Consider the following 22,056-nt stretch of genomic DNA (forward strand, 5'->3'; position numbering starts at 1 on the left):
TCCTCTATTTAACGGCACCCTGAATAAAAAGCTGAATGGGAATCTCCCTCCTGCCAAGTAAAAGATTGAACAGGTTTGCATTTTTATCAGAGCCGAGAAACCATAACGATCTTAATGTTTTATTTCAACGACATAAATCAAAATTTTTTTGATTTACCGGTATCTACTACAGAGACTGCATGCGGGGGTCCATCTCCTATACGTGCTACAGTGGCCTCTAAGGCGCAATGTTTTGCAGGCACGCTCAAGCAGAATAAACATGTTACTGCTACTTAAGGCCAGTTAACACTAGGCTATAAACCTTATGAAAAGATTAAATGGCGTTGTAGCTGCCGGCCATTCTGAAACTGCTGATGCAGCTGTCGAAATATTAAAGGCTGGTGGTAATGCCTTCGATGCCGTTGTCGCCGCTATGCTCGCCGCCTGTGTCACCGAACCGGTACTGGCCTCCCCCGGGGGAGGGGGATTTCTGACCGCTCGGGCTGAAGGCCGATCACCACAAGTATATGACTTCTTCGCCCATACACCAAAACGGAAACGACCATTGGAGGATCTCGATTTCTATCCGATCGAGGCCAATTTCGGTACGGCCCGGCAGACCTTTCATATCGGCCTGGGCTCAATCGCCACACCAGGGTTCATCCGTGGACTGTTTCTGATCCATCAGCACCACTGCAGACTCCCCCTGAGTGAACTGTTCCAACCGGCCATCGCCCTCGCAAGAGAAGGGGTTGTGCTCAACCGCTTCCAGAGTCTGATTACCCGGATCATCGGCCCGATCCTGCGTGCAACCCCGGCAGTCATGTCGTTAAATGAGTCCCCAGCGAACCCCGGGCAACTGATTGCCGAAGGTGAACTTCATCGCCAACCGGATCTGGCCGATTTCCTTGACGCACTGCAGCACGAAGGTGAGAGACTCTTTTACAATGGAGAGGCCGGCCAGCAACTGGTCAGAGACTGCAAAAACCAGGGCGGTCTGTTGCAGATGGAGGATCTCGACGAATACCAGGTTATCCTGCGAGAGCCATTGCAACTCAACTACCGGGGTGCAGGGCTGTTCACCAACCCACTCCCTTCACTGGGAGGAACCCTGATCGCATTCTCTCTGGGATTGATGGCAGAAGATTCAGCGCAGACCTCAAAAAGCGATCCTGAATCCTCATTGAGACAACTGGCCCGTTGTATGAAACTTACCCAGCAGGTCAGGCAGGAACGCCTCGATTCCATGGCGCAGATTCTCGATCCAGAACTTGCCAAGGCCTACCACCAGCGAATGGATATCGGTGGGATATCCACACGAGGGACGACTCAGATCAGTATCGCAGACACCCAAGGCAATCTTGCCAGCATGACCCTCTCCAACGGTGAAGGCTGCGGTTATGTGATCCCGCAGAGTGGCATCATGATGAACAACATGCTGGGTGAAGAGGACCTGAATCCCGGCGGATTCAATCACTGGCAGGAGAATAGCCGACTGGCATCGATGATGTCACCAACTCTGATCATTGAGCGAAACGGCGATGCTCTGGTCACCGGCTCCGGTGGCTCCAACCGAATCCGAAGCGCGGTATTGCAAATCATACTCAACCACATCGACCACCATATGCCACTTGAAGCGGCGGTCTCCAACCCACGCATACACTACGAAAACGGTCTGCTGAGCATCGAGCCCGGTTATGATGAAACCGCATGCCACGCCCTCTTGGATGAATTTCCAAAGCAGCAGCATTGGAGAAAAAAGAACCTCTTTTTCGGTGGCGCCCATAGCGTCAAACTCAAATCCAACGGTATGCTGGAAGGTTCCGGCGATGAACGACGGGGTGGAGTCTGGCGCCAACTTTTCAACTGATGACCAGGGCCTGTTAACACGAATCCAATACGTTCTGTTGCGCCTGAAGGGCTGGGTCTTTTTTTGCGGCCAGCAGGATGCATTGGGTCAGTATTAACAGGCCCGAACAGGTGTAACTGACTATCTGCCCAAGCACCTTTCGATACGCTAATCACAGCAGTGGCGAATCACAGCCCCAATAGATCCTCCTTGAGTGACTTGGTGACAGGCTTCTCTCCCAGCCAGACGCTCAGCAACGCTTGAAAGAAATCGACCCCCGGTATGACGCCCTTTTCGACACCCTTGATCTTCACCCTGGTACCTTTATTGGGAAAATAGTCCAACTCAACTACCTCCCCCTCTGTCAGAGTTTCAAACCACCCGTTAAACCGACTCAGTCGTTCAGCAATTTGACTGAACTGCTGTTGATCGAGGTTTGCACTGAAGCCGTCCTCCCAACCCTGAACGAACTTCTCCTTATCCACTTTTGAATAGAGCACCCTCATCTCCACCCTCGCAGCAGCCTCGCTCTTCAGAATCATTGACTCCTGATTGCTCTTCTGTTGCAGATAGAGTGCTGCAACATAGATATCGAAAAAGAACTTCTCCCTGACCCCTGCACCATTCAACTGAAGTGTCACGCCGTCCTCGGCACGTTGCATCGTTTCATCCAGATTGATACCTGCAACATCTTTTGCGACAGCATTTGATATGAGAGACAAAAGCCAACACAGTAGAAATAACCGCTTCATATTTTTCTCCTTAAACACTCAACTGTTTCCAATCTTGGCCGATAGATGCCTAAATTCATGCCCAATACGGAATGTATGGAGCTATTTTAGGTAACTCATGATACGAAGCCACTCGATCAAGCTGAATATAGATTGCCTGATAGATACATCCAATAACAAACAAGACTTTTAATCGATAGATGACTCACGTCATATACCAATGATCCAAAACACTGTAGAAATCCATCACTGTATCAACATCCGGATTTTAACTGACACTGATCCTTTTCCACGTTCAGATGAAAGAAAAAATAGACTTTTTGTAAAAAAGCCAGTAAAAAACGGTCGTTTTATGTTTACCTATTGAAAAACTGTGTTATTTTTAACACACAACCTACCCACTATTGTAAGAAGGAGCAAACCTTATGGTTGCAAAGAAAGCCGCAAAAAAGACCGCTAAAAAAACTGCAAAAAAGAAAGTTACTGCTAAAAAAGTAGCTGCAGCACCACGCCTGAAAGCCATCACAACCAAGCAGACCAAGACACAAATCTTAAGCACCATTGCAGAAGAGACCGGTCTATCCCGCAAAGATGTGGCGGCTGTATTCTCCTCACTGAACACTCTAGTTACCCGCCATTTACAGAAAAGAGGATCAGGTGAGTTCACGATTCCGGATAGCGGCATCAAGGTCCGTCGCGTTGTAAAACCAAGAACCAAAGCCCGCATGGGACGCAACCCAGCAACCGGTGAAGCGATCAAGATCGCAGCCAAACCAGCAAAGACCGTTGTAAAACTGACTGCTCTGAAAGCACTGAAAGACAAAATCTGATCATTCAGTCTGCTGCCGTTACAAGTGTAACGGCAGCAACAAACCACCCTAGACAGCCTGTAAACAGGGCTCTTTTACTGCCCCGCTTTGAGAACCCGGCTAATCCGGCAATGAAATCTCCAGCTCATCCCCCTGCTGCTGCAGCTTGAGATGTTTCAGAAAACTCATACCCAATAACACTTCATGGGCTGGCATATTAGGCAGTATCGACGCTTTTACATTCTGCATTGTAATCGGACCGAGCTGTAATCGATCGATCTCAGTCATCCAGCTTCTCACCACCCCATTGGCCGTACGACTCTGACTCGGCGCACCAGGCTGAAGCCCCGCCTTCTCAGCCAATGATGAGGATACAGCGACCAGGGTAGCACCGGTATCCAGCAGATAGACAACATCGACACCATTGATCTTACCCGGCGCTACATAGTGACCGGCACGATTACGTTTCAGCACCACGGAAGACTCACCCTGGAGATTGGTGGTCACACTGAGCTGCCGATTGGGGTTGTTTTGACGTTCCAGCCATTGGGAAAACAGCAGGGTAAGCATCGCCAGCATCAGCACCCATGCTGCAATGATCATCCATCGACCGAAATTCTGTTGTTCACTCATAAATCGGATAGACCGTTTACACACTCATTGGTTTGGCTTGGTTAAGCTGTTTTTTTGATATCGACCCGATTTAACAACCTGGCGGCTGAGAAAGTCACTTTCAGGGTCTGCTCACACACATAACATAGGGTGGCTTTTTGCAATTTCAACCAGCGATTAAATCACCACCCATTCTGTAAAACAGGCCCTGGTGCAGATAAGAGTTATCTGAAAGAGAGGGTGTCCAGCCGCCAAAACCTAGCCGGACTGAGCAGTTGATGAGCGGCAGGTGACGATTCCAGACAAACCACCTGCCGCTTACTACCAAGCCTGATCTTATCGACGGTACCCTCTGTCGGGTGACTGCGAACGCATTTTGCTCGCGAAGTGCTGTCGATAGTAAGCCAATGCACTGTTACCGTTTGCAGCAACATCGAAGACCTTCCAGCCAGAATCGCTGCGATAGAAACGAAAATCGATGTTGGCCGGGTATCCACCTGCCTGCAGGATACCGACACGCACTTTCACTTCATTACGACCTGACGACCTCGGACGATAAAAGCGTACATCCTGATTGTTGTAGTCACCCAACCGCTTCGCCAGGGTGCCCAGCAACAGCACTTTGACCTGCTGACCAAGCTCAGCTTTCTGCTGCCCCGTCATATAACGCTTCATAGGACCAGCCGCCCAATCAGCCATGTAGTCAAAATCGAAATAGGGGGCAATCTCAGTTTCCAAAAATGCCGCAACTTTCTGGGGGTTTGGTTGATCTGATTGACGCATGAACTTGAGCAGCTTGGTCACCCCCTCTCGCAATATCATCCCTGGCCCGACTTCCTGCTGCATGGCCGCAGCACCGCCTCGGTGGGCTGGTGAATGACCATATCCTGGCATTGCCTGAATGCCACTTGATAACAGCAAGCCGAATGCCGCTAAACCTATCAGGGTTCTCTTCATAATTATCCTCCGGTGGTAGTTTGAGATCATCTTTGTGACCTGAAGGCAGGTTGCCTAGTCAACCTGCCAAAATCAAGTTATTTAGCTCGATTTAACAACTGCTAAATCATGAATTCGCTAATATTATTAAGGTCCTGCCATGCCCCATATAGACGAATCCAATCCGTAAAGTTTGTTCGTGATTACTAATAGACAGCTCTAATCAGAGCGGTGATAGGCGCCGATTATCCTCACCACCCACAACTCAGTTATCACATCGCCCTGCAACACCAGGTCAGGTTCTATCAGCTCGGCAGTCTCGAGTTGTGGGCAGGCAATTCGTCATGCCCAATCGAGAAAAAACCAGCTGTTTAATCACAACCAGCTTGTCATCGACACGATGGGTATTGAAAACATCGAACTCCACCTCGTAGCAATCGCAGAGCATGCAAGCGATCCACTGAAAGCTGATCTTCTCAATCACAGCGAAATGAATAGTGCTAACTGGGCCTGAAAAAAAAGTGATCAGCTTTGCTGCCTGAAACAATAAGTGCGTAGAGGCGCCTAGTGGGCCACGCGGCAAACAAGCGGACGATCAGCCGGACCCAAACACCAAGCCATAGGGTTCACGTTCCACCCCATGGGCTTCAGTTTTGAGGATTGATGATGTCAATGGGTCTCTCAGAGACAGCAAGCGTTAAAAAACTGGCGGCAACAAGGCACCATGGATAGCTCGCAGTGCAACAAAATCACCTCGCTGGCGTCGAGGTTTAGTTTCTTAAAAATGGATTAAAACCAACCCTGGCAGCACAAATCAACCATTTCAGAGCTTGCTCAGATCTCCCTTAAAGTCCTGAAATTGTTAATTTGTCGGCAAATCCCTACCTTACACCGAAACATATCCCAAATCTCATCCCGAATTCACCACATTGAAGAATCAATGCGTTTATACTCACAGCATACCCCTAGGGCAATGGATGCCTTACTAACTAAACATGGTAGTATTAAGCTCTGTCCAGCGAGTTACCCAGCAGAAGACTCGAGGATAGGGCTTAGCCAGGGATCGGGGGTTACAACTCCTCTCCAGGCGTGCTTTGGAAGTCAGCATGCCGGTAGAGGCCGACAATAGAGTAGCCGTAGATTTATTTGAAGCAATGTATCAGGGAACGTCAATGCCAGGACAACTCCGGATCCTCATCATTGAAGGATCCGAACGCATATATGGATTTATATGCCAGGCCCTCCGTCGCAAGGATCTCAATGTCCTGACCCGGCGCATCGGAACCCGTGAGGCATTGACACAGGCATTGGATCAGGGTGAATGGGATCTTATTCTCTCCAACACCGACAACCCCGGCTTCAATCCCAAAGATGCATTGAAACTTCTGAGCGACCGACAACTGGATATCCCGCTTATTCTGGTCTCTGACAGTATTGGCGAGGAGAAGGTGGCCTCACTGCTTAAAGCAGGCGCGAATGACTACATCAACCTCAACAATCTGGCCCGCCTGGTACCCGCTGTTGTCCGGGAACTGAAAGAGGCTGCGGTACGTCGCGAGGCGGAAAAGACAAAACAGGCCCTACGTCGCAGTGAAAACCGTTACCGTCAACTGGTGGACCACTCCCCGACTCCAATACTTCTACTGCAGAATGATAGGATCGTTTTTCTAAACGAGGCAGCCAATCAGGCATTGGCAGCCTCACTAAATCAACCCCTGATCAATAGACCGGCAGATCAGCTGTTCCTCGAATCCCCCTCTACATTGCTGAGTTTCCGATCCAGCAAAACCAATGCAGAACAGGACGATCAACCACGGCAAACCACCCTAAAACGTGCGGATGGGAATACCATACAGACTGAGGTGTTCATCAGTCCGGTTGAATATGAAGGAGCACCAGCCATACAGCTGGTATTTACCGATATAACCAACCGCAAGGAGTCGGACGCCAAGCTGCAGCAGGCCGCACAAATCATCGAACACACTATGGAAGCGGTCCTGATCACCGATATCGACGGGACCATTGAATCGGCCAATCCCGCATTCTCCGAGATCACCGGCTATACCCAAGCTGAGATTATCGGCAACCATCCAAGGTCGTTGATTTCAACTAAACACAGCCCGGAATTTCTCAGCGAACTCTGGGATAACGTGAGATCCACCGGCTCCTGGCGCGGTGAACTGTGGAACCAGCGCAAGAACGGTGAGATATATCCGGTCTGGATGACCATCAGTTGTGTTCGTGACCAGCAGGGAGAGGCGCTCCACTATGTGATGGTCTTCTCCGACATTACCAGCCTGAAGCAGACCCAGAGTCAGCTCGAACATCTGGCTCATCACGACTCACTCACCAATCTGCCAAACCGGTTGCTGTTCGAGGACAGACTGGAGCACGCCCTGGCACAGGCCAAACGCCAGAAGAGACAACTCGCGGTGCTGTTTCTGGATCTGGATCGATTCAAGAACATCAATGACAGCCTCGGCCATGCCATGGGTGACGAGTTGCTCAAAGAGGTCGCCAAACGGTTACAGAACATTTTACGGGATGATGATACTGCGGCCCGACTGGGTGGTGATGAATTTACCGTGTTGGTGGAGAATCTGGAAGATCCCAGCCAGGCAGCTGTGGTAGCGGCCAAGATTCAGGACAAGTTCAAGGCCCCGTTCAAGATCGCCAGCCGCGAACTGCATGTCACTGCCAGCATCGGCATCAGCATCTTTCCTGAAGATGGCAAGGATGTGGCCGACCTGACCAAGAACGCCGATGCCGCTATGTATCAGGCCAAAGAGCAGGGGCGCAACAATTACCGATACTATACCTCTGAACTGACACGCAGCGCGTTCGAGCGACTGCTTTTGGAGACCGAGCTTCGCAGCGCCCTCAAAGAGGATCAGCTGCTGCTCTACTATCAGCCGCAAATCTCACTGAAAAATGGTGAGATGACCGGCGCCGAAGCGCTGCTACGCTGGCACCATCCACGCTTGGGCATCATTCCTCCGGCCCGCTTCATCCCGCTGGCCGAGGAGTCGGGCCTGATCCATGAGATTGGCAACTGGGTTTTGAACGAGGCCTGCCAGCAAACCCGTTACCTCTACAAACAGGGTATTTTCCAGGGGCGCATGGCGATCAATCTGTCCGTCCGACAGATCATGCAGACCGATCTGATCCTGCGATTCGAACAGATCATAGCCGAGTCGGGCTGCCCACCGGATATGCTGCAACTTGAGGTCACCGAGGGCATCTTCATGGGGCAAATGAAGAACTCCGTGCCAGTACTGGACGTTTTCAAGAAGCTCGGTGTATCGATCGCCATCGACGATTTCGGCACCGGCTACTCCTCCCTCTCCTATTTGAAGCAACTACCGATCGATAAGCTTAAGATCGACCGCTCCTTCATCCGCGACATGCCTCATGACAGCGATGCGGTTGCGATTACACAGGCGATTATTTCTCTTGGCAAAAACCTGGGATTGAGGATAACCGCCGAGGGCATCGAGACGATGGCACAGCAGTCACTGCTGCAAAAGATGGGGTGCCAGGAGGGCCAGGGATATCTCTACAGCCCACCGGTTCCCGGTGAGGTATTCGAACAGATGCTGATGGAAGGCAGTAGAACCTTTCATCACCACTTCTCTAACTACGGCCGTTAAGCCGCCCCCCAGGACCAGGCATTGAATGCCGGATGCCCGCCGCTCGACACAATGCCGATAGAAAAATGCCCGCTGATGCGGGCTCTTTTCTGCCTGTAACGCACGGACAGTCCGGTTCGAGAGTTCATGGAGTTGAACAGACGCCGCTTAACCGATAGATTGTCACTCATTATCGGCTAACATTTGAATAGAGATAAACAGCTAAGGGAATGAGCGACCTACAAGACCTCGAACTCATCATCAGATCGGGCACATCCATACTCTTCATCGAAAGCGATGATGAAAAGCAGGTTGAAACCCTGTTCGAACGACTCTCAATCCATTTGGGCAGACAACTCCACCGTTGGACCGTGGCCAGTGGCTTGACCAACCTGCATACCAATCAAACCATCCACTTAGCGATCAAAGAGCCTTCACGAATCCTGGCTGAACTGGCCGGTCGGACTCCACCCGCGATCTATATGTTGATGGATATCCATCACTGGCTTGACGATCCACTGACTCTGCGCCAACTCAAAGAGATTGCGCTGGGTAATCCACTGCAAACCCTTGTATTGGTCAGTCACGATGCCGAGATTCCTGACGAACTGCGTTCACTATCGACCAGGTTCGAGCTTTCACTACCGGACAAAAGCACCTTGAATCATCTGCTGTAGTCAGAGATCAGAGAGTGGGGGCGGCATAACAATCGTAATGTGGAAGTACGGCGGGAAGTGATAGAACCGATGTTGAGCAATCTCTCCGGCCTCAGCCAGAGGGATGCCAAACGCCTCATACGTAACGCTATCTACGATGACGGCATGCTCACCGAGACAGACCTGGATGACCTGGCCAGAACAAAGTATCGTCTGCTCGACGACACCGGAGTGCTCTCTCTTGAACTCGATAGCGCTAAATTCAGTCAAGTGGCTGGTTTGAAAAATTTAAAACGCTGGCTAGAGCAGCGCCGCTCCATCTTTATCGCTGAACAACCACCACGCGGCCTCGATCTTCCCAAAGGAACACTACTATTGGGCGTCCAGGGTGGTGGTAAGAGCTTAGCCGCAAAATCGGTAGCCGGAAGCTGGCACCTTCCCCTGCTGCGCCTGGATTTCGCCGCACTCTACAACAAGTATTACGGGGAAACCGAACGCAATCTGCGGGAATCGCTCAAGACAGCGGAATCGATGTCGCCCTGCGTACTGTGGATCGATGAAATTGAGAAGGGCCTATCCACTGATGTTGACGGAGGGCCTTCAACACGAATCATCGGCACCCTACTGACCTGGATGGCTGAGCGGAGCTCCCGCGTCTTTCTGGTAGCCACTGCCAATGACATCGAGAGGCTACCGCCTGAGCTACTTCGAAAAGGCAGATTCGATGAGATTTTCTTTGTAGATCTTCCAGACCAGGAAGTACGTGAAGCGATCTTTCACATCCACCTCAGCATGCGGGACCTGGAGCCTCAGCGATTCAATTTAGACAAATTGACGGAAGCAAGTGAGGGTTTCTCCGGCGCAGAGATAGAGCAAGCAATCGTCTCCGCACTCTACTCCTCCCACGCATCCAAGCAGTCCCTGGATACGGCACACATTCTCAATGAGATCAAGCAGACCAGACCACTCTCTGTGTTGATGGCGGAGAAGATCAGCTATTTACGTAACTGGGCCTCAACTCGAACAGTGAACGCTTAAACAAAGCAGGAGGTACTATAGATTACACAACTCGGATCTGGCTACTATGCTGCTAGGGCCTGTTAACACTAATCCAATTGGCGCTTTTTCAGGGACAACAGGGCCAATTGGATTAGTGTTAACAGGCCCTAAGTTACGCTCTATTTCTATATTCTACAGAGAACCACCCGCATGTTAGATTGTTTTACCTAACAGAACACTACAAACATCATGTACCCAGGACTTGATTATGGAAGCAATAGCGGAGCTGTTTAGAGGCTTGATCGGAGACCATGCCGACATATTCACACGTCTGGGCGCGCTGGACTTTATCGTCATCGCTGTCAATATCCTGTTGATGATATTTGCCAGACGGATACTGGAGCTGATCTATCACGATAATGTGAGCGCCAACCGCAACCTCAACCGGGTGCATGTCATCCGTGCCCTGAACCTGCTCATCATTCTCTCCTTTGGCTACTACCACCTCTATCTGCCAACTGGTGACAGGGGTATTGGACTGAAGCTGGTCTCTGTCTTCGTGGTGATCTATTTGGGCTACCTCTCCGCTCACATCATTGGTTACATTGCACGGCGTAAATTCGGCAAAACCAGAGAGGTCAATGGCGTTAAAAAGAGTGTCGAAACCTACAACAGCCGCCTGATGACCCTGTTATCAGGCATCTTCATCTTCATCATTGTTTTGATTTCGGTAGTACAGATTCTCGGCTTTAGCGGCCTGCTGGAGGCCGGGGGCGTGATTGGTTTCATTGGCGTTTTCCTGGCATTGACCCACAATGCCTGGGCACCGGATATTTTCAGTGGCCTGATCATCCTCAACAGCGGCATGGCTGAGGAGGGTGATGTGGTAGAGATCACCGAAGGCACACCCTATATCGGCGTGGTCTACAAGACCAAAATGTTCCACACAGAGATCCTCAATATGGTCAACAACCACCGTATCATGTTGAAGAATGCCAAGTTCCGTGACTACACGATTCACAATCTGTCGAAATTCGCATCCGCAAAAGGCCTGCGTGAAAAGATGGGCTTCAAGATCGGCTACGATGTGGATGCCGCTAAAGTACGGGAGATGTTTGAAGAGGCCTACGAGGAAGTGAAGAAGAGTGCCGACATCGGTATTGAGAAACAGTATGAGCTAGAGATTCGAGTCAACGATACCGGTGATCATGCAATTGAATGGTCAATCTACTACTACACCAAGGATGTTCGCAATCTGATCAAGATTCGGCAGTTTTTCCGGGAGATCATCTGGCAGACGGCGGAAAGGCATAGCATCGCTCTGGCGACACCCATGACGCACAGCGTGGTTAACCAGCAAACCTGAGTTTTAGCTGAACAGGACAGAACCTGTAAAGGAGTACCCAGATTATCCTCTGATCTGAAACTAACCTGTCTTACTCAGTCCGAGCACTTTCATCCTGTAGGCCAAAGTCGATGGTTTAACCCCCAATAGATCGGCGGCACCCTCAGGGCCCCATACACGTCCATCAGCATGGTGCAATACCGCGATAATGTTCTGCTTCTCCCTGGCACGCATTTCCGCATCGGTCAGAAAACCGCTTTCATCCTCCACGCTCTGTACGGACATCGCCACTGCAGCAGGGTCACTATTGACGCTAAGTGCCAGATCGAGACGGGCACGATTGCCTGTACTCAGGATCACCGACCGTTCAATGACATTTTTCAGCTCCCGAATATTGCCTGGCCACGGATGCGCCGATAGCTGCTTCACCTGCTGTTTCGACAATCGCATGGGATCGCGTCCCAGCTCATGGCAGGTTCGCTCAAGAAAGTGGTCAGCCAGAGGAGCGATATCCTCTCTGCGCTCACGCAACGGCGGCACCGTAATGGGAAAGACACCCAGCCTGTAGTAGAGGTCTTCCCTGAAGCTACCCCGCTTCATCTCGTTCATCAGGTTCCGGTTTGTTGCAGCCACCACCCGAACATCGACCTTGACTGTCCGATCGTCTCCAACCCGTTCAAACTCCCTTTCCTGCAGAGCGCGCAGCAGCTTACCCTGCTGATGCAGTGGAATCTCTCCCACTTCATCAAGAAACAGGGTGCCACCCTGGGCCAGTTGCAGACGCCCGATGCGGTCGCGGTGAGCACCGGTAAACGCCCCTTTGACATGACCGAAGAACTCGCTTTCGAATAACGCCTTGGGGATGGAGGCGCAGTTAACCTTGATCAGCGGCTTGCCCGCCCTCTCACTTCGCTCGTGGATCGCCCGGGCCACTATCTCTTTACCAACCCCCGACTCACCCAGAATCAGCACATTGGCAGGTGTTGCCGCCACTGCTGCTATCTGTGCCATGGTGCGTTTCAACGCCTCACTGGCACCGATGATTTCACCATAGTCCGATTCACTCTTTATCTCGTCCCGCAGATAGTCCCGCTCCTGCTCCAACTGTTCCTTAAGCTGTTTGATCTCTTCAAAAGCCGCATCCCGTTGACGCTCATTCTCCTTACGTTCCGAGATATCCCGGAACACGACTACCGCGCCTTGAATCTTCTCCTCTTTAACGATCGGCGTACTGGTGTACTCAACCGGTACCGGCGACCCATCTGCATGCCAGAACACCTCATCATCGACCCGGTGTACCTCACCATCCTGCAATGCGGCATAGATCGGACACTCGGCCTGGGGATAGGGCGAGCCGTCCAAGTGGGAGTGGTGATGGATGTCGTGGGAGCGTTTGCCGATCACATCCTCGGGCCGCCAGCCGAGTATCTCTGTGGTAGCGGCGTTACCAAAGGTACCCAGACCATTGACATCGAGACCGTAGATCCCCTCTCCCGCCGCGTTGAGAATCAGCTCATGCATGGTACGCAGCTGGCGCAGCTCCTCCAGGGCCTGGTTCAGATGAGTACTGCAGGTCGCCGCCAGAACAAGCGATTCGGCATCGATGCACCAGGCCGAGAGAAAACCGTCTGTCACCTTATCCCCACCTAACAGACAGACTGGTAGATCCTGCAACGACTGACTGCCTTGCAGCAGTTGCTTCAACCGCCCCTCAAACTCTGGCATCGCTTCCAGTAGGAACAGATCCGCCAGGGAGAGGCTCACTGCAGCGTCAGTTGCGGCCAGTCCAAGCCGGACACGCCAACCGAGGCTCAGATTGCGACAGGTCAGATCCCGATCCACCAGAGCCAGCAGGGTTGGCGCCTGCTCAAACAGTTCATCGACCATCGATTTCACCTCAAATTTTTAAGGAGTAAAGCTCAAGTTTTTGAGGAACACAAGTTTTTGTGGTTGCCAGGATTTTATAACCGATTGTTTTTTATGGATTAATAGTCTGGCATGCCGTTTGCGCTGTACCCTTCACTGAAACGAGCAATCACCCAAAAAAAGTTTTTAAGGAGAGAGATCATGAACCATATCGAAATCTACTCAACCAACCAATGCCCCTGGTGCAACCGGGCCAAGTCCCTGCTACAGGCCAAAGGTCTCGATTATGAAGAGATCGATGTCTCATCGGACCAGGCACGCCTGGTTGAGATGGTGGAGCGATCTGGCCGACGCACGGTGCCGCAGATCTTCATCGACGACATCGCTATTGGTGGATTCGATGAGCTCTCAAAGCTGGATCTCTCTGAGATCAAAGCGAAAAAGAGCGCTAACGACACCCACTATTGAGACTGACAACCCCCTGCTCTGTATTGAGGATCGTTGGGTGGGGCATGGCCCCACCCTACTGTCGAATCCAGAGTGTAGGGTGGGGCCATGCCCCACCAAATACTGGCTAAGTCACCACCATTCGGGGTTGGGACCGTTTTTGCACCCAGCGGTGTAAACAGCCCCTACAGCAAAGGGGGGGGTACAACCTTGGGTCTGTAACACACAGGAAGATTCAACATGAACAAGAACTTCACACAATACGCATTCACAGAGAGCGTGAAAAAAGCCCAGTCACGTTACGGTACCCGCAAGACTTATGAGCGCATGGAAGCGTCAGGGGACCGTTTTCAACTGACGGCCAGAGAGGCGCTATTCATTCAGTCCCGTGACAGTTTCTATATGGCTTCCATCGGAGAAAACGGCTGGCCCTACGTACAGTTTCGAGGGGGTGAACCCGGTTTTCTGAAAGTTATCGACGAACTCACTTTGGGCTATGCAGATTTTCGCGGCAATGGGCAGTACATCTCTACCGGTAACATCGAAGCCAATCGTAAAGTCTCACTGATTTTAATGAATTACCCAAACCAGCAGCGCCTGAAAATCTGGGCAGAAGCCTCGATCCTGGAAGCCGATGAGGATCACGTATTGCGTGAACAGCTGGAGAATCCCGATTACAAAGGCCAAACAGAACGACTGGTTACCTTAAAGGTCAAGGCTTTTGACTGGAACTGCCCACGCCATATCACTCCCCGCTATACTGTGGATGAGATCCGCACACTGACAAACAACACGGATACGAAGCAAACACCACTCTATAAACCAATAATTTAATCCGGCAGTTCAAGAGGATGGCAAACACATGGATCATATTAAAGATAAATATGTCCAACAAGCCATAATTGAGGCAAGGATGGGAATCGCCAGTCACTGGCCTATCAAAATTCCCCCCAGGGCTTTTCTTTTCTTGTTTTACAACTCAAATCGAAAGCCGTAGATAAACCAAATTCAGTCGCTTAACACCCTGATAGTGAGACAACCATGTCAGAGCACATCAATAAACGTCGTCGCAATCTGATACTGGGCGGCAGTGCCGGCCTGCTTAGCCTACCTGCCTACGCCAAGCAGCTATTAACCCCCCGTCAGTCAGCCGGCCCATTCTACCCGGACCTTCCCATGCTCGACGATGATAACGACCTGACGCAAATCTCCGGCGTGAAGGGGATTGCCAAAGGCAGCATCGCCGAGCTCTATGGCAAGGTAATCGATATCAACGGCAATCCACTGAGCGGCGTTGTGGTTGAAATCTGGCAGTGCGACGTCAACGGCCGCTACCGGCACAGTGAAGATGACCACTCAACACCCATGGACCGTAATTTTCAGGGGTTTGGTAGAAACATAACGGACGACCAGGGGCGCTACCGTTTTCGCACCATCCGGCCTGTACCCTACCCGGGTCGCACACCGCATATCCATGCTGCAGTTTTCCGTGATGGTATGAGGCCCTTTGTCACTCAGATCTATGTCGAGGGAGAAGCGCAAAACAGTGAAGATTTTCTGTTTCAACGCATTCCCAGCATACTTCGCCCGATGGTGCTGGCGGAGTTTCGCCCCACTGACAATGGTATAGTAAAATTGTCAGCAAAGTTTGATTTTGTGTTGATGGATGGATTTAGCTAGAGCCTGTTAACCTGGTTTTCTCAGCCAATACTAAACTTAAGTGATCGCACGATGATTTCAGTAATAATCTTATTCGGGGCTCTGATACTGATTGCTGGTCTGATTATCCTGACCAGTCCGGGAATCGTTTTAAGCTATTTAAAAGACAAACAGGAAGAGCCAGGGCTTCACATCTTGGCCGTTACTGTCAGGCTGATCCTGGGAATATTCCTGATCAGCCAGTCCTCACAATCGAAATTTCCATTAATCATCGAAGTCCTCGGCTGGCTCTCGGTTATTGCAGCCGTCGTGTTAACAGTAATTGGCCGCAATGGCTTCCGTGGCTTGATGTCCTGGGCACTTTCCATTGCAAAAACTTATGGCCGGATTGGTGGCCTGTTAGCCGCAGCATTTGGCGCATTCCTGATCTATGCCTTTATGTAGCCATGCCTGCCAGTGAAGACATTGAACGCCTGAAGTTACTTGCCGAACAGAAGCAACATCGCTCTTGGGTCGATTATGGATCAGCCAGCCCTACTCATCCGCTGTTAAACCGGTATATCGCCTGTTACACCTATTCCATAGGCTGCCTGTACGAGCAGGATGCCAAACTGATCACCCGAGCCTACCCCACTGTGATGACCCAACTCTACTTCGAGTTTTATGGTGGACTGAGTGAAATACGTGGCCAGGGGCACGGGTTTGCCCAGCTTGAAAAACCAGCCTCAGCCACTAACAAACCGGCATCAGGCTACGAAATTGCAAAACGGACCTACATCAAACTAGGCCTGGGACAATGGTTCGATATCTATCAACTCGCCAGTGACAAACAATCAAGGCCGATCAAGAATCTAAAGGTAGATCTCTATCCGATAACCTTCTATGAACTCTTTCAAACTGCTCCCAGAGAACTCGACGAAGAGGACCTGCAACTGGCCGATCTTTTAGGTCAACCCACCAGCAGTCTAATGCTGGAGGAGATGGAAGCCGCCGATACCGGTCAGGCATTGATCGAAATCGTTGAGCGCTACCTCCTTCAACACCTGTGGCAGCAGATCAGCAACCAACGCCTCGAAATTCACAACATCTCACCATCAAACAGCATTAGTCATCAGGCCACTGCTACCAAGGGTTTTATACCACCGCTTCCCAGCCTGCAGCAGAGCCTGTCCGAACAGGCGCAATATTACCAAAAGAGCGAACGCTGGCTGCAAAAGCGCTATGCAGAAGTCTATGGCATGTCTTTCAAACAAATCCAAAGCAACCTGAGATTCCAGCAAACCCATCAACAGCTTTGGCATACCCTATCGAAAGGCCAGTCCATCAACCTGACTGAACTGGCCTATCGCAGCGGTTATTTTGATCAGGCTCATTTCATCAAGGATTTCAAACGTTATACCGGTATGACACCCGGCCAATACCTTAAGACCAATTTTGACCAACAGAGTCAATATCTCTGGTACTGGTGATCTCCGACTCTCGCTTACGCATGAACAGCGACCATTGATTACGGATAATCACCAGAGCAAAGAGAATCAGAACAACTGTCTGAATACTCTTCGTCTGTTGCGTCATACTCAGCATCTCCTGTGATAGGTTGACGACAAAATGAAACAGGATCGCCACCAGGATACTGCGTTGATTGATATGACAGACCCAGCTTATGATCACACCCAATACCGCAGTACTCAGATAGAAATTAGCCGCATACCAGGGGCTAATCTGATAGATCTCATACTGATACGATTCATTCACCCACAACAGCGGCAGGTGCCAGGCAGACCAGAGCAGGCCGAATAGCAGGGAAGCCGAAAAAAAGCTTCGCCCTTTCTCAAGACTCTCAAATCCATAACCCCGCCATCCCAACTCCTCAAACAGGGCGGCCAGAAACAGCAACAACATTACCGGTACAAAACCGCTGTTGAACGAAAAGGCCTCTGAGACCTGAAACTGATCGACAGAGCCACCAATTCCTAGCGAGATAACAATCGACAACAGCACAGAGAGCGGCATCAACATCAGTGAGAGAAGAAACACCCCAGGCCTGATCAGACTGAGACTGAACAGACGACATTTGAAATCCCTACGCAAGTCATCCTCTTGCTGCTCCCATATCAACACCACAGCCACAATGGCCGGCACCATTAAGCCAAGCAGCATGGGCAGCATATAGTAATCAACCCAATCAGGATGGAAGCTCATAACAGCTCCAACGCTCCAGAAGATTCCGGTAGCTGCAAACACGGTCAGAAAGTATTTTTTCGCTTGGTAGTTAAATCTTTCACTCATTGCCACATCCTCTCTATCAAAAATCGGATCACCAGAAAAAACTGAGAAGCCGGGTTAAAACTCATAAAAGATACCAGCGTAGAGAGTCCACTGATCCTGCCTGGTGGTTAAGGGACTGTCATTGATCTCATCCGTCATCCATTGGTATTCAGCACTGGCAATCAGCGAGTATCGATCATTGAATCGTTTCACGGCGTTGACACCGGCAAACAGGTTGTAGCTCTCATCCGCCGTATAGACTGGCCGCACTGAAGTCGCCTCTTCCGCTGTCACGCCGAAGTAGTAGTCGGTCTTCTTACGGCTCCAGTATTCCGATCCGCCAAACCAGTTAACCATATAGGTACTGCCGGTCAGTAACGAACGCTCATACTCAACCCGACCTGTGAATCCATCATGTGTATTGGAAATATCATGCAGCAGCTTGGCCTTGGCCTGTCCGCCCAGCAGATTCACCTCATAGACCAGCCCAGCCTCCCAGGCCTGATCCCGGTCCCGCATGCCCTCCAGCGCATCACTATCGTCGCTCTCATAACCATCGAAGGTACGACGAACCTCCAATGCCAAACTCTGAGTCTCCCCCTCAAAGAAGCGATAGCCGGCATCGATTCCCTGCAGATAGAAACGGTCATAATCCACCAGCAGAAGCGGCAGCAAATAGTAATCCTGGCCGACATCCTCATAAAAACTACTATTGGCCGAGGCCACCACGCCAAATTGCACACGCTGTTCTGCGGCAAGCGAAACACTCATGGACAGAGAGAAGAGGCCCATCAGAGCCAAGTGAATTTTCGGATTTTGCAACATGACTTTTCTCCTTAAATATTCAGATCATGGAAAAAGCATAAATCCGCACTCAGGATAAAAATTGTAAAAACCCGAACAGATGAAAAAAACTGGCGCGCTGGGAATAACCCTAGCTAGGGATAGCTCCAATACACCACCATATGGATTAACAGCTAGGATAAAAATCCTTAAGATCGTTTTGTGGAGACCCGATCATGGCAGATTCAGCAGGTGGTATTGGCGGAACTTCTGGCGGTTCTGGTATTGGTGTTGATAGTGGCATGGGCGGGGGATCTGACAGCAGCACATCAGAGAGTATCGGCGGATTGAATTCCGGAGTTTCCGGTATCGGAAACTCTTTGGAAGATTCCAAGACCTCCTGCCACAACACCACAGGCTCCAATCTGGCAAACAGCCCAACGACTGCAGACTCCCTTAGCCTGTCACCAACCACTGCAGATCTGCTCAGTAGCGCTCCCACAAAGGCAGAGCAGTTAAGCACCGCACCAACGACAGCAACTCAGTTGGCCGGTCATGTTCCAGCACCAAACGACAACAGTGGACTGATCAAGCCGAAGTCGGCCTGCAGGGTCTTTCAACCTTGGCTGCGAGTGAAGGCATTGGCGCCGAACGGGCTCGCAACGGATACAATGCAGCCGTATCCCAGCTGGACCCTAAAGATGTGCAGGGCCGAACCGCAGCCAAAGCCACAGCACGAGCAGCAACACCGCCTGCCACGCGCGCTGTGATCGAAGCCACACGACCTGGACTAGGGCCAAAGCCCGGATCAGTAGCCTCTGCCAACAAAACCAACATTGGAGCAAACCAGCTGGCTGGCAGACTGGGCAACATCGGTAGAGGTTTTGCCGTGGCCGGGCTCGCCATCTCGGATGAGAGATCCGCATCAGCGAAAGTCGTTGTCAGACTTGAAAAGAGCACACCCAGAAAGCAAAAAAAAGCGAGTTTATTTGTATAATTTATCAATCACTTAACCCCTTCGATGCCGATCATGCCAGAGATCATTCCAGCTAAAACAATCTGAGAGTTGATGTAAGCCCTTATTCTTAAGTATACAGGCTAGATGGCGGCAGTCAGGAAAGGAGCATACAGGTTAACTACCGCAAACCATCACTGCCCTCAGGGCTCTGGTGATCAAACCCCGGACTTGAGAAGAATCAATGTCTTGTCGATGACTACCTCGCAGTTGATCCGAGGCCACAGTTTGTAGGAGGGGGTGGGCAGTTGTGGCTTTTTTTTCCGCTCCCTGTGCGGAAGGCGAAACTATCTGTTGGTCTGGTCTGACATCGACACGATATTTACTGTTGGCTGAGAAAATCTCTCAGATCTCTACCATCACCCCCTCTCGCGCTAATTCAAACTGAGGATCCCTTTCTCTTCCCACATCATGACTCTTTCTGGCTTCAGCGAATGCCGCCTCCAGATCCGCATCGCTGCGGGTTGGTTCGTGATGGGTAAGGAATACCCGCTTCACCCCCGCTTCCCGTGCTGCCTCGATACTGGAGGCAAAGGTGCCATGCCCCCAGCCTTTGCGACTGGGATACTCGGCATCGGTGTAGGCCGTATCGATCACCAGAACATCGGCATTACGAAAAAACTCGACTACTCTGATCCGTTGCTCATCCACCATCTGCTGGTAATCGGGGTAGTCCGGATCATCTTTGTTATAAATGTTGTATGGCCACTCATGGTCACCGGTAAAGACAAACACCTTGCCCTCACATTCCAGACGATATCCGAAATTGAGTACCGGATGGTTTAACAACATGCTACGAACATTGACCCCACCGACCTGTACGCTCTGACCCTCTTGAATGTTCAGATAGCTCATGCTGGCGTTGAGTTCGGCCTCACGTACCGGAAAATAGGCATATTCCATCTGTCTGGCCAACACCTCACCGATATCCCGCTGGGTAATAGGGTCGGCAGCGCCGTGAATAGTGACCTCGTTTCCCGGAACGAAAATAGGTAAAAACATTGGCAGACCTTGAATATGATCCCAGTGGGTATGAGTGATAAAGATATGAACCTTGAGAGGAAACTCTGGGACCAGACTCTGACCCAGAGGAAAAATACCGGTTCCACCATCCAGAATCAGCAGTTCGTTATTCTCGCCACGCACCTCGATACAGGTGGTATTGCCCCCATAATGAACGGTCTTGGGTCCGGGTGCTGGAATCGACCCACGCACACCCCAAAATTTAAAATGCACTTTGCTTATCCTTTCCTGCTGATAAAAAACAGAGGCCTTGCACCAACTCAAAACCTAACAACATGCAAACACCAGAATCCATAATTTAAAGCTGTGTGAACAATCGGGCCTTTTCCATTTCTCCACTGAGATCTCCCAGTACCGACATCAGACCCGATAGATCATTGCCAAATCGCTCAGATACCAAGGGAGGAAATTCCGCAATCAGTGGATTGCCGGCATCACCAAAGCCCAATGAACGTACGATCTGGTTGGCGGCAAATACCGCTTCGCACATACCATCACCGCCATCCTCAGCCCCATGTTCCGGGTGATGGTGATGATGAATGGCGTGCGCCAATGCTGTGGGCAATTTCCAAGCCTCAGCCAGGCGTCCGCCAATCTCATCGTGACTGATCCCATGGCTCTCCAGCTCTACCTCATGCAAACTGCGTTCTTGCTCAGCGGCTTGATCCAGGCAGTGACGGAACTCTTCGGGTTTGAACTGTGCCAGCACGACTTTACCAAAATCGTGTAGCAATCCGGCCACAAAGAAATCCGTGGCATCTTTATCCGGCACCCCCAGGTGTGTCGCGAGCAACTTGGCCACCGAAGCCACACCCAGCGAATGGGCGAGAAACTGATTCATATCCAACCCTGCCTTGTTACTCTTGGGCAGCATGCCTATGGCGGCAATCGACAGGGCCAGATTCTTGATGGTGTTGATCCCCACATAAACCACACCATGGTTGATTGAGTTGATCGGGCGTGACAGACCGAAGTAGGCGGAATTGACCAGTTTCAGCACTTTCATGGTCATCACCGGATCGTGCTCGATGACCTGAACCAAAGCCTTGGGGGCACAATCGGGACGGGAGGCCAGGTCGAGCACCTTGGTTACCCCCTGGGGAAACGCAGGCATCCGTTCGACCAGGTCGGGTACTTCTGTCGCATCAATCGCCATGAGCCTGATATCCCCCATGTAAGAGACTTAATCTGAATCCGTGGGTTGTTGTTTAACTCTACCGCCTTTGCCATCGGCGTCAAGCGAAGGCCGGTAACGGATAAGAGATAAACCCGCTGGTCTATAGAATATTATAGAGAGACATCCTGCCCTATTGACGTAATAGCCCCTCTCCCTTGATGGGAGAGGGTGATCATCAAGCGATTGATGCAACTGAAAGCGTAAGACGCATTCACTCATTAATCCTTCTGATGTGGATTGTGTGCTGTTGAGAGTGCTGTGGATACTCCCCCT

Annotated in this window: 21 protein-coding genes; 12 read left to right on the forward strand and 9 right to left on the reverse strand. The window is 50.9% G+C overall.

The features are described from left to right. The first annotated feature begins 304 nt into the window (after positions 1-304). A complete protein-coding gene (locus AC4IE8_RS14550) occupies positions 305-1,849 on the forward strand; it encodes a gamma-glutamyltransferase family protein (protein WP_068989049.1) in 1,545 nt (514 codons plus the stop codon). Between the two features lie 167 nt (positions 1,850-2,016). On the opposite strand, the gene AC4IE8_RS14555 is transcribed toward AC4IE8_RS14550, so the two are convergent. Further along, positions 2,017-2,580 (reverse strand): chalcone isomerase family protein, encoded by a 564-nt coding sequence (locus AC4IE8_RS14555; protein WP_490791326.1) that lies wholly within the window; start codon positions 2,578-2,580, stop codon positions 2,017-2,019. Between the two features lie 404 nt (positions 2,581-2,984). Here AC4IE8_RS14555 and AC4IE8_RS14560 point away from each other — a divergent pair, with 404 nt between their 5' ends. Next, positions 2,985-3,389: an HU family DNA-binding protein gene (locus tag AC4IE8_RS14560; RefSeq protein WP_068989045.1), complete on the forward strand. Its 405-nt coding sequence runs from the start codon at positions 2,985-2,987 to the stop codon at positions 3,387-3,389. A 99-nt stretch (positions 3,390-3,488) separates the two neighbouring features. Here the strand turns inward: AC4IE8_RS14560 and AC4IE8_RS14565 are convergent, their stop codons facing one another. Further along, positions 3,489-4,001 carry a retropepsin-like aspartic protease family protein gene (locus AC4IE8_RS14565; RefSeq protein ID WP_490791327.1) on the reverse strand — a complete coding sequence of 171 codons (513 nt, stop codon included), beginning with the start codon at positions 3,999-4,001 and terminating at the stop codon, positions 3,489-3,491. 315 nt (positions 4,002-4,316) lie between these two features. Next, positions 4,317-4,937 (reverse strand): MlaC/ttg2D family ABC transporter substrate-binding protein, encoded by a 621-nt coding sequence (locus tag AC4IE8_RS14570; protein WP_490791328.1) that lies wholly within the window; start codon positions 4,935-4,937, stop codon positions 4,317-4,319. 1,151 nt (positions 4,938-6,088) lie between these two features. On the opposite strand from AC4IE8_RS14570, the gene AC4IE8_RS14575 reads away from it, so the two are divergent. Next, positions 6,089-8,566, forward strand: a complete 2,478-nt coding sequence (locus AC4IE8_RS14575) for an EAL domain-containing protein (protein ID WP_490791329.1) — start codon at positions 6,089-6,091, stop codon at positions 8,564-8,566. On the opposite strand, the gene AC4IE8_RS14580 is transcribed toward AC4IE8_RS14575, so the two are convergent. Beyond that, positions 8,563-8,736, reverse strand: coding sequence for a hypothetical protein (locus AC4IE8_RS14580; protein ID WP_490791330.1), 174 nt, complete (start codon positions 8,734-8,736; stop codon positions 8,563-8,565). The two genes, AC4IE8_RS14575 and AC4IE8_RS14580, sit on opposite strands and share 4 nt — an antisense overlap. Before the next feature lie 39 nt (positions 8,737-8,775). Between AC4IE8_RS14580 and AC4IE8_RS14585 the strand changes: the two genes are divergently transcribed. From AC4IE8_RS14585 to AC4IE8_RS14595, 3 genes are all read left to right on the forward strand, one after another. Beyond that, on the forward strand, positions 8,776-9,222 hold the full coding sequence (locus AC4IE8_RS14585) for a hypothetical protein (RefSeq protein WP_490791331.1): 447 nt from the start codon (positions 8,776-8,778) through the stop codon (positions 9,220-9,222). A gap of 6 nt (positions 9,223-9,228) precedes the next feature. Then, positions 9,229-10,239, forward strand: a complete 1,011-nt coding sequence (locus tag AC4IE8_RS14590) for an AAA family ATPase (RefSeq protein ID WP_490791350.1) — start codon at positions 9,229-9,231, stop codon at positions 10,237-10,239. A gap of 229 nt (positions 10,240-10,468) precedes the next feature. Further along, positions 10,469-11,566, forward strand: a complete 1,098-nt coding sequence (locus tag AC4IE8_RS14595) for a mechanosensitive ion channel family protein (protein WP_083225983.1) — start codon at positions 10,469-10,471, stop codon at positions 11,564-11,566. 60 nt (positions 11,567-11,626) lie between these two features. Here AC4IE8_RS14595 and AC4IE8_RS14600 read toward each other — a convergent pair whose 3' ends face one another. Beyond that, positions 11,627-13,432 (reverse strand): sigma 54-interacting transcriptional regulator, encoded by a 1,806-nt coding sequence (locus AC4IE8_RS14600; protein ID WP_490791332.1) that lies wholly within the window; start codon positions 13,430-13,432, stop codon positions 11,627-11,629. Positions 13,433-13,612: 180 nt separating this feature from the next. Here AC4IE8_RS14600 and grxC point away from each other — a divergent pair, with 180 nt between their 5' ends. The 5 genes from grxC (at position 13,613) to AC4IE8_RS14625 (ending at position 16,986) form a co-directional block, all read left to right on the forward strand. Next, positions 13,613-13,879 (forward strand): glutaredoxin 3, encoded by a 267-nt coding sequence (gene grxC, locus AC4IE8_RS14605; protein ID WP_068989026.1) that lies wholly within the window; start codon positions 13,613-13,615, stop codon positions 13,877-13,879. Positions 13,880-14,098: 219 nt separating this feature from the next. Further along, positions 14,099-14,692 carry a pyridoxamine 5'-phosphate oxidase family protein gene (locus tag AC4IE8_RS14610; RefSeq protein ID WP_068989025.1) on the forward strand — a complete coding sequence of 198 codons (594 nt, stop codon included), beginning with the start codon at positions 14,099-14,101 and terminating at the stop codon, positions 14,690-14,692. Between the two features lie 207 nt (positions 14,693-14,899). After that, positions 14,900-15,538 carry a dioxygenase family protein gene (locus AC4IE8_RS14615; protein ID WP_068989024.1) on the forward strand — a complete coding sequence of 213 codons (639 nt, stop codon included), beginning with the start codon at positions 14,900-14,902 and terminating at the stop codon, positions 15,536-15,538. A gap of 51 nt (positions 15,539-15,589) precedes the next feature. Beyond that, positions 15,590-15,961 (forward strand): hypothetical protein, encoded by a 372-nt coding sequence (locus tag AC4IE8_RS14620; RefSeq protein WP_068989022.1) that lies wholly within the window; start codon positions 15,590-15,592, stop codon positions 15,959-15,961. A gap of 2 nt (positions 15,962-15,963) precedes the next feature. After that, on the forward strand, positions 15,964-16,986 hold the full coding sequence (locus AC4IE8_RS14625) for a helix-turn-helix transcriptional regulator (RefSeq protein ID WP_068989020.1): 1,023 nt from the start codon (positions 15,964-15,966) through the stop codon (positions 16,984-16,986). Here the strand turns inward: AC4IE8_RS14625 and AC4IE8_RS14630 are convergent. Continuing rightward, complete coding sequence (locus AC4IE8_RS14630) at positions 16,940-17,806, reverse strand: CPBP family intramembrane glutamic endopeptidase (protein ID WP_068989016.1); 867 nt, start codon at positions 17,804-17,806, stop codon at positions 16,940-16,942. The genes AC4IE8_RS14625 and AC4IE8_RS14630 overlap by 47 nt on opposite strands. A 54-nt stretch (positions 17,807-17,860) precedes the next feature. Next, positions 17,861-18,610 carry a MipA/OmpV family protein gene (locus AC4IE8_RS14635; protein WP_068989014.1) on the reverse strand — a complete coding sequence of 250 codons (750 nt, stop codon included), beginning with the start codon at positions 18,608-18,610 and terminating at the stop codon, positions 17,861-17,863. 194 nt (positions 18,611-18,804) lie between these two features. Between AC4IE8_RS14635 and AC4IE8_RS14640 the strand changes: the two genes are divergently transcribed. Continuing rightward, on the forward strand, positions 18,805-19,338 hold the full coding sequence (locus tag AC4IE8_RS14640; RefSeq protein WP_068989013.1) for a hypothetical protein: 534 nt from the start codon (positions 18,805-18,807) through the stop codon (positions 19,336-19,338). Positions 19,339-19,928: 590 nt separating this feature from the next. On the opposite strand, the gene AC4IE8_RS14645 is transcribed toward AC4IE8_RS14640, so the two are convergent. Next, complete coding sequence (locus AC4IE8_RS14645; protein WP_490791333.1) at positions 19,929-20,819, reverse strand: MBL fold metallo-hydrolase; 891 nt, start codon at positions 20,817-20,819, stop codon at positions 19,929-19,931. 85 nt (positions 20,820-20,904) lie between these two features. Next, positions 20,905-21,762: an HDOD domain-containing protein gene (locus AC4IE8_RS14650; protein ID WP_068991531.1), complete on the reverse strand. Its 858-nt coding sequence runs from the start codon at positions 21,760-21,762 to the stop codon at positions 20,905-20,907. Positions 21,763-22,056: the final 294 nt, after the last annotated feature.

It is taken from the genome of Candidatus Thiodiazotropha sp. AKAK2 (genome assembly GCF_058244685.1).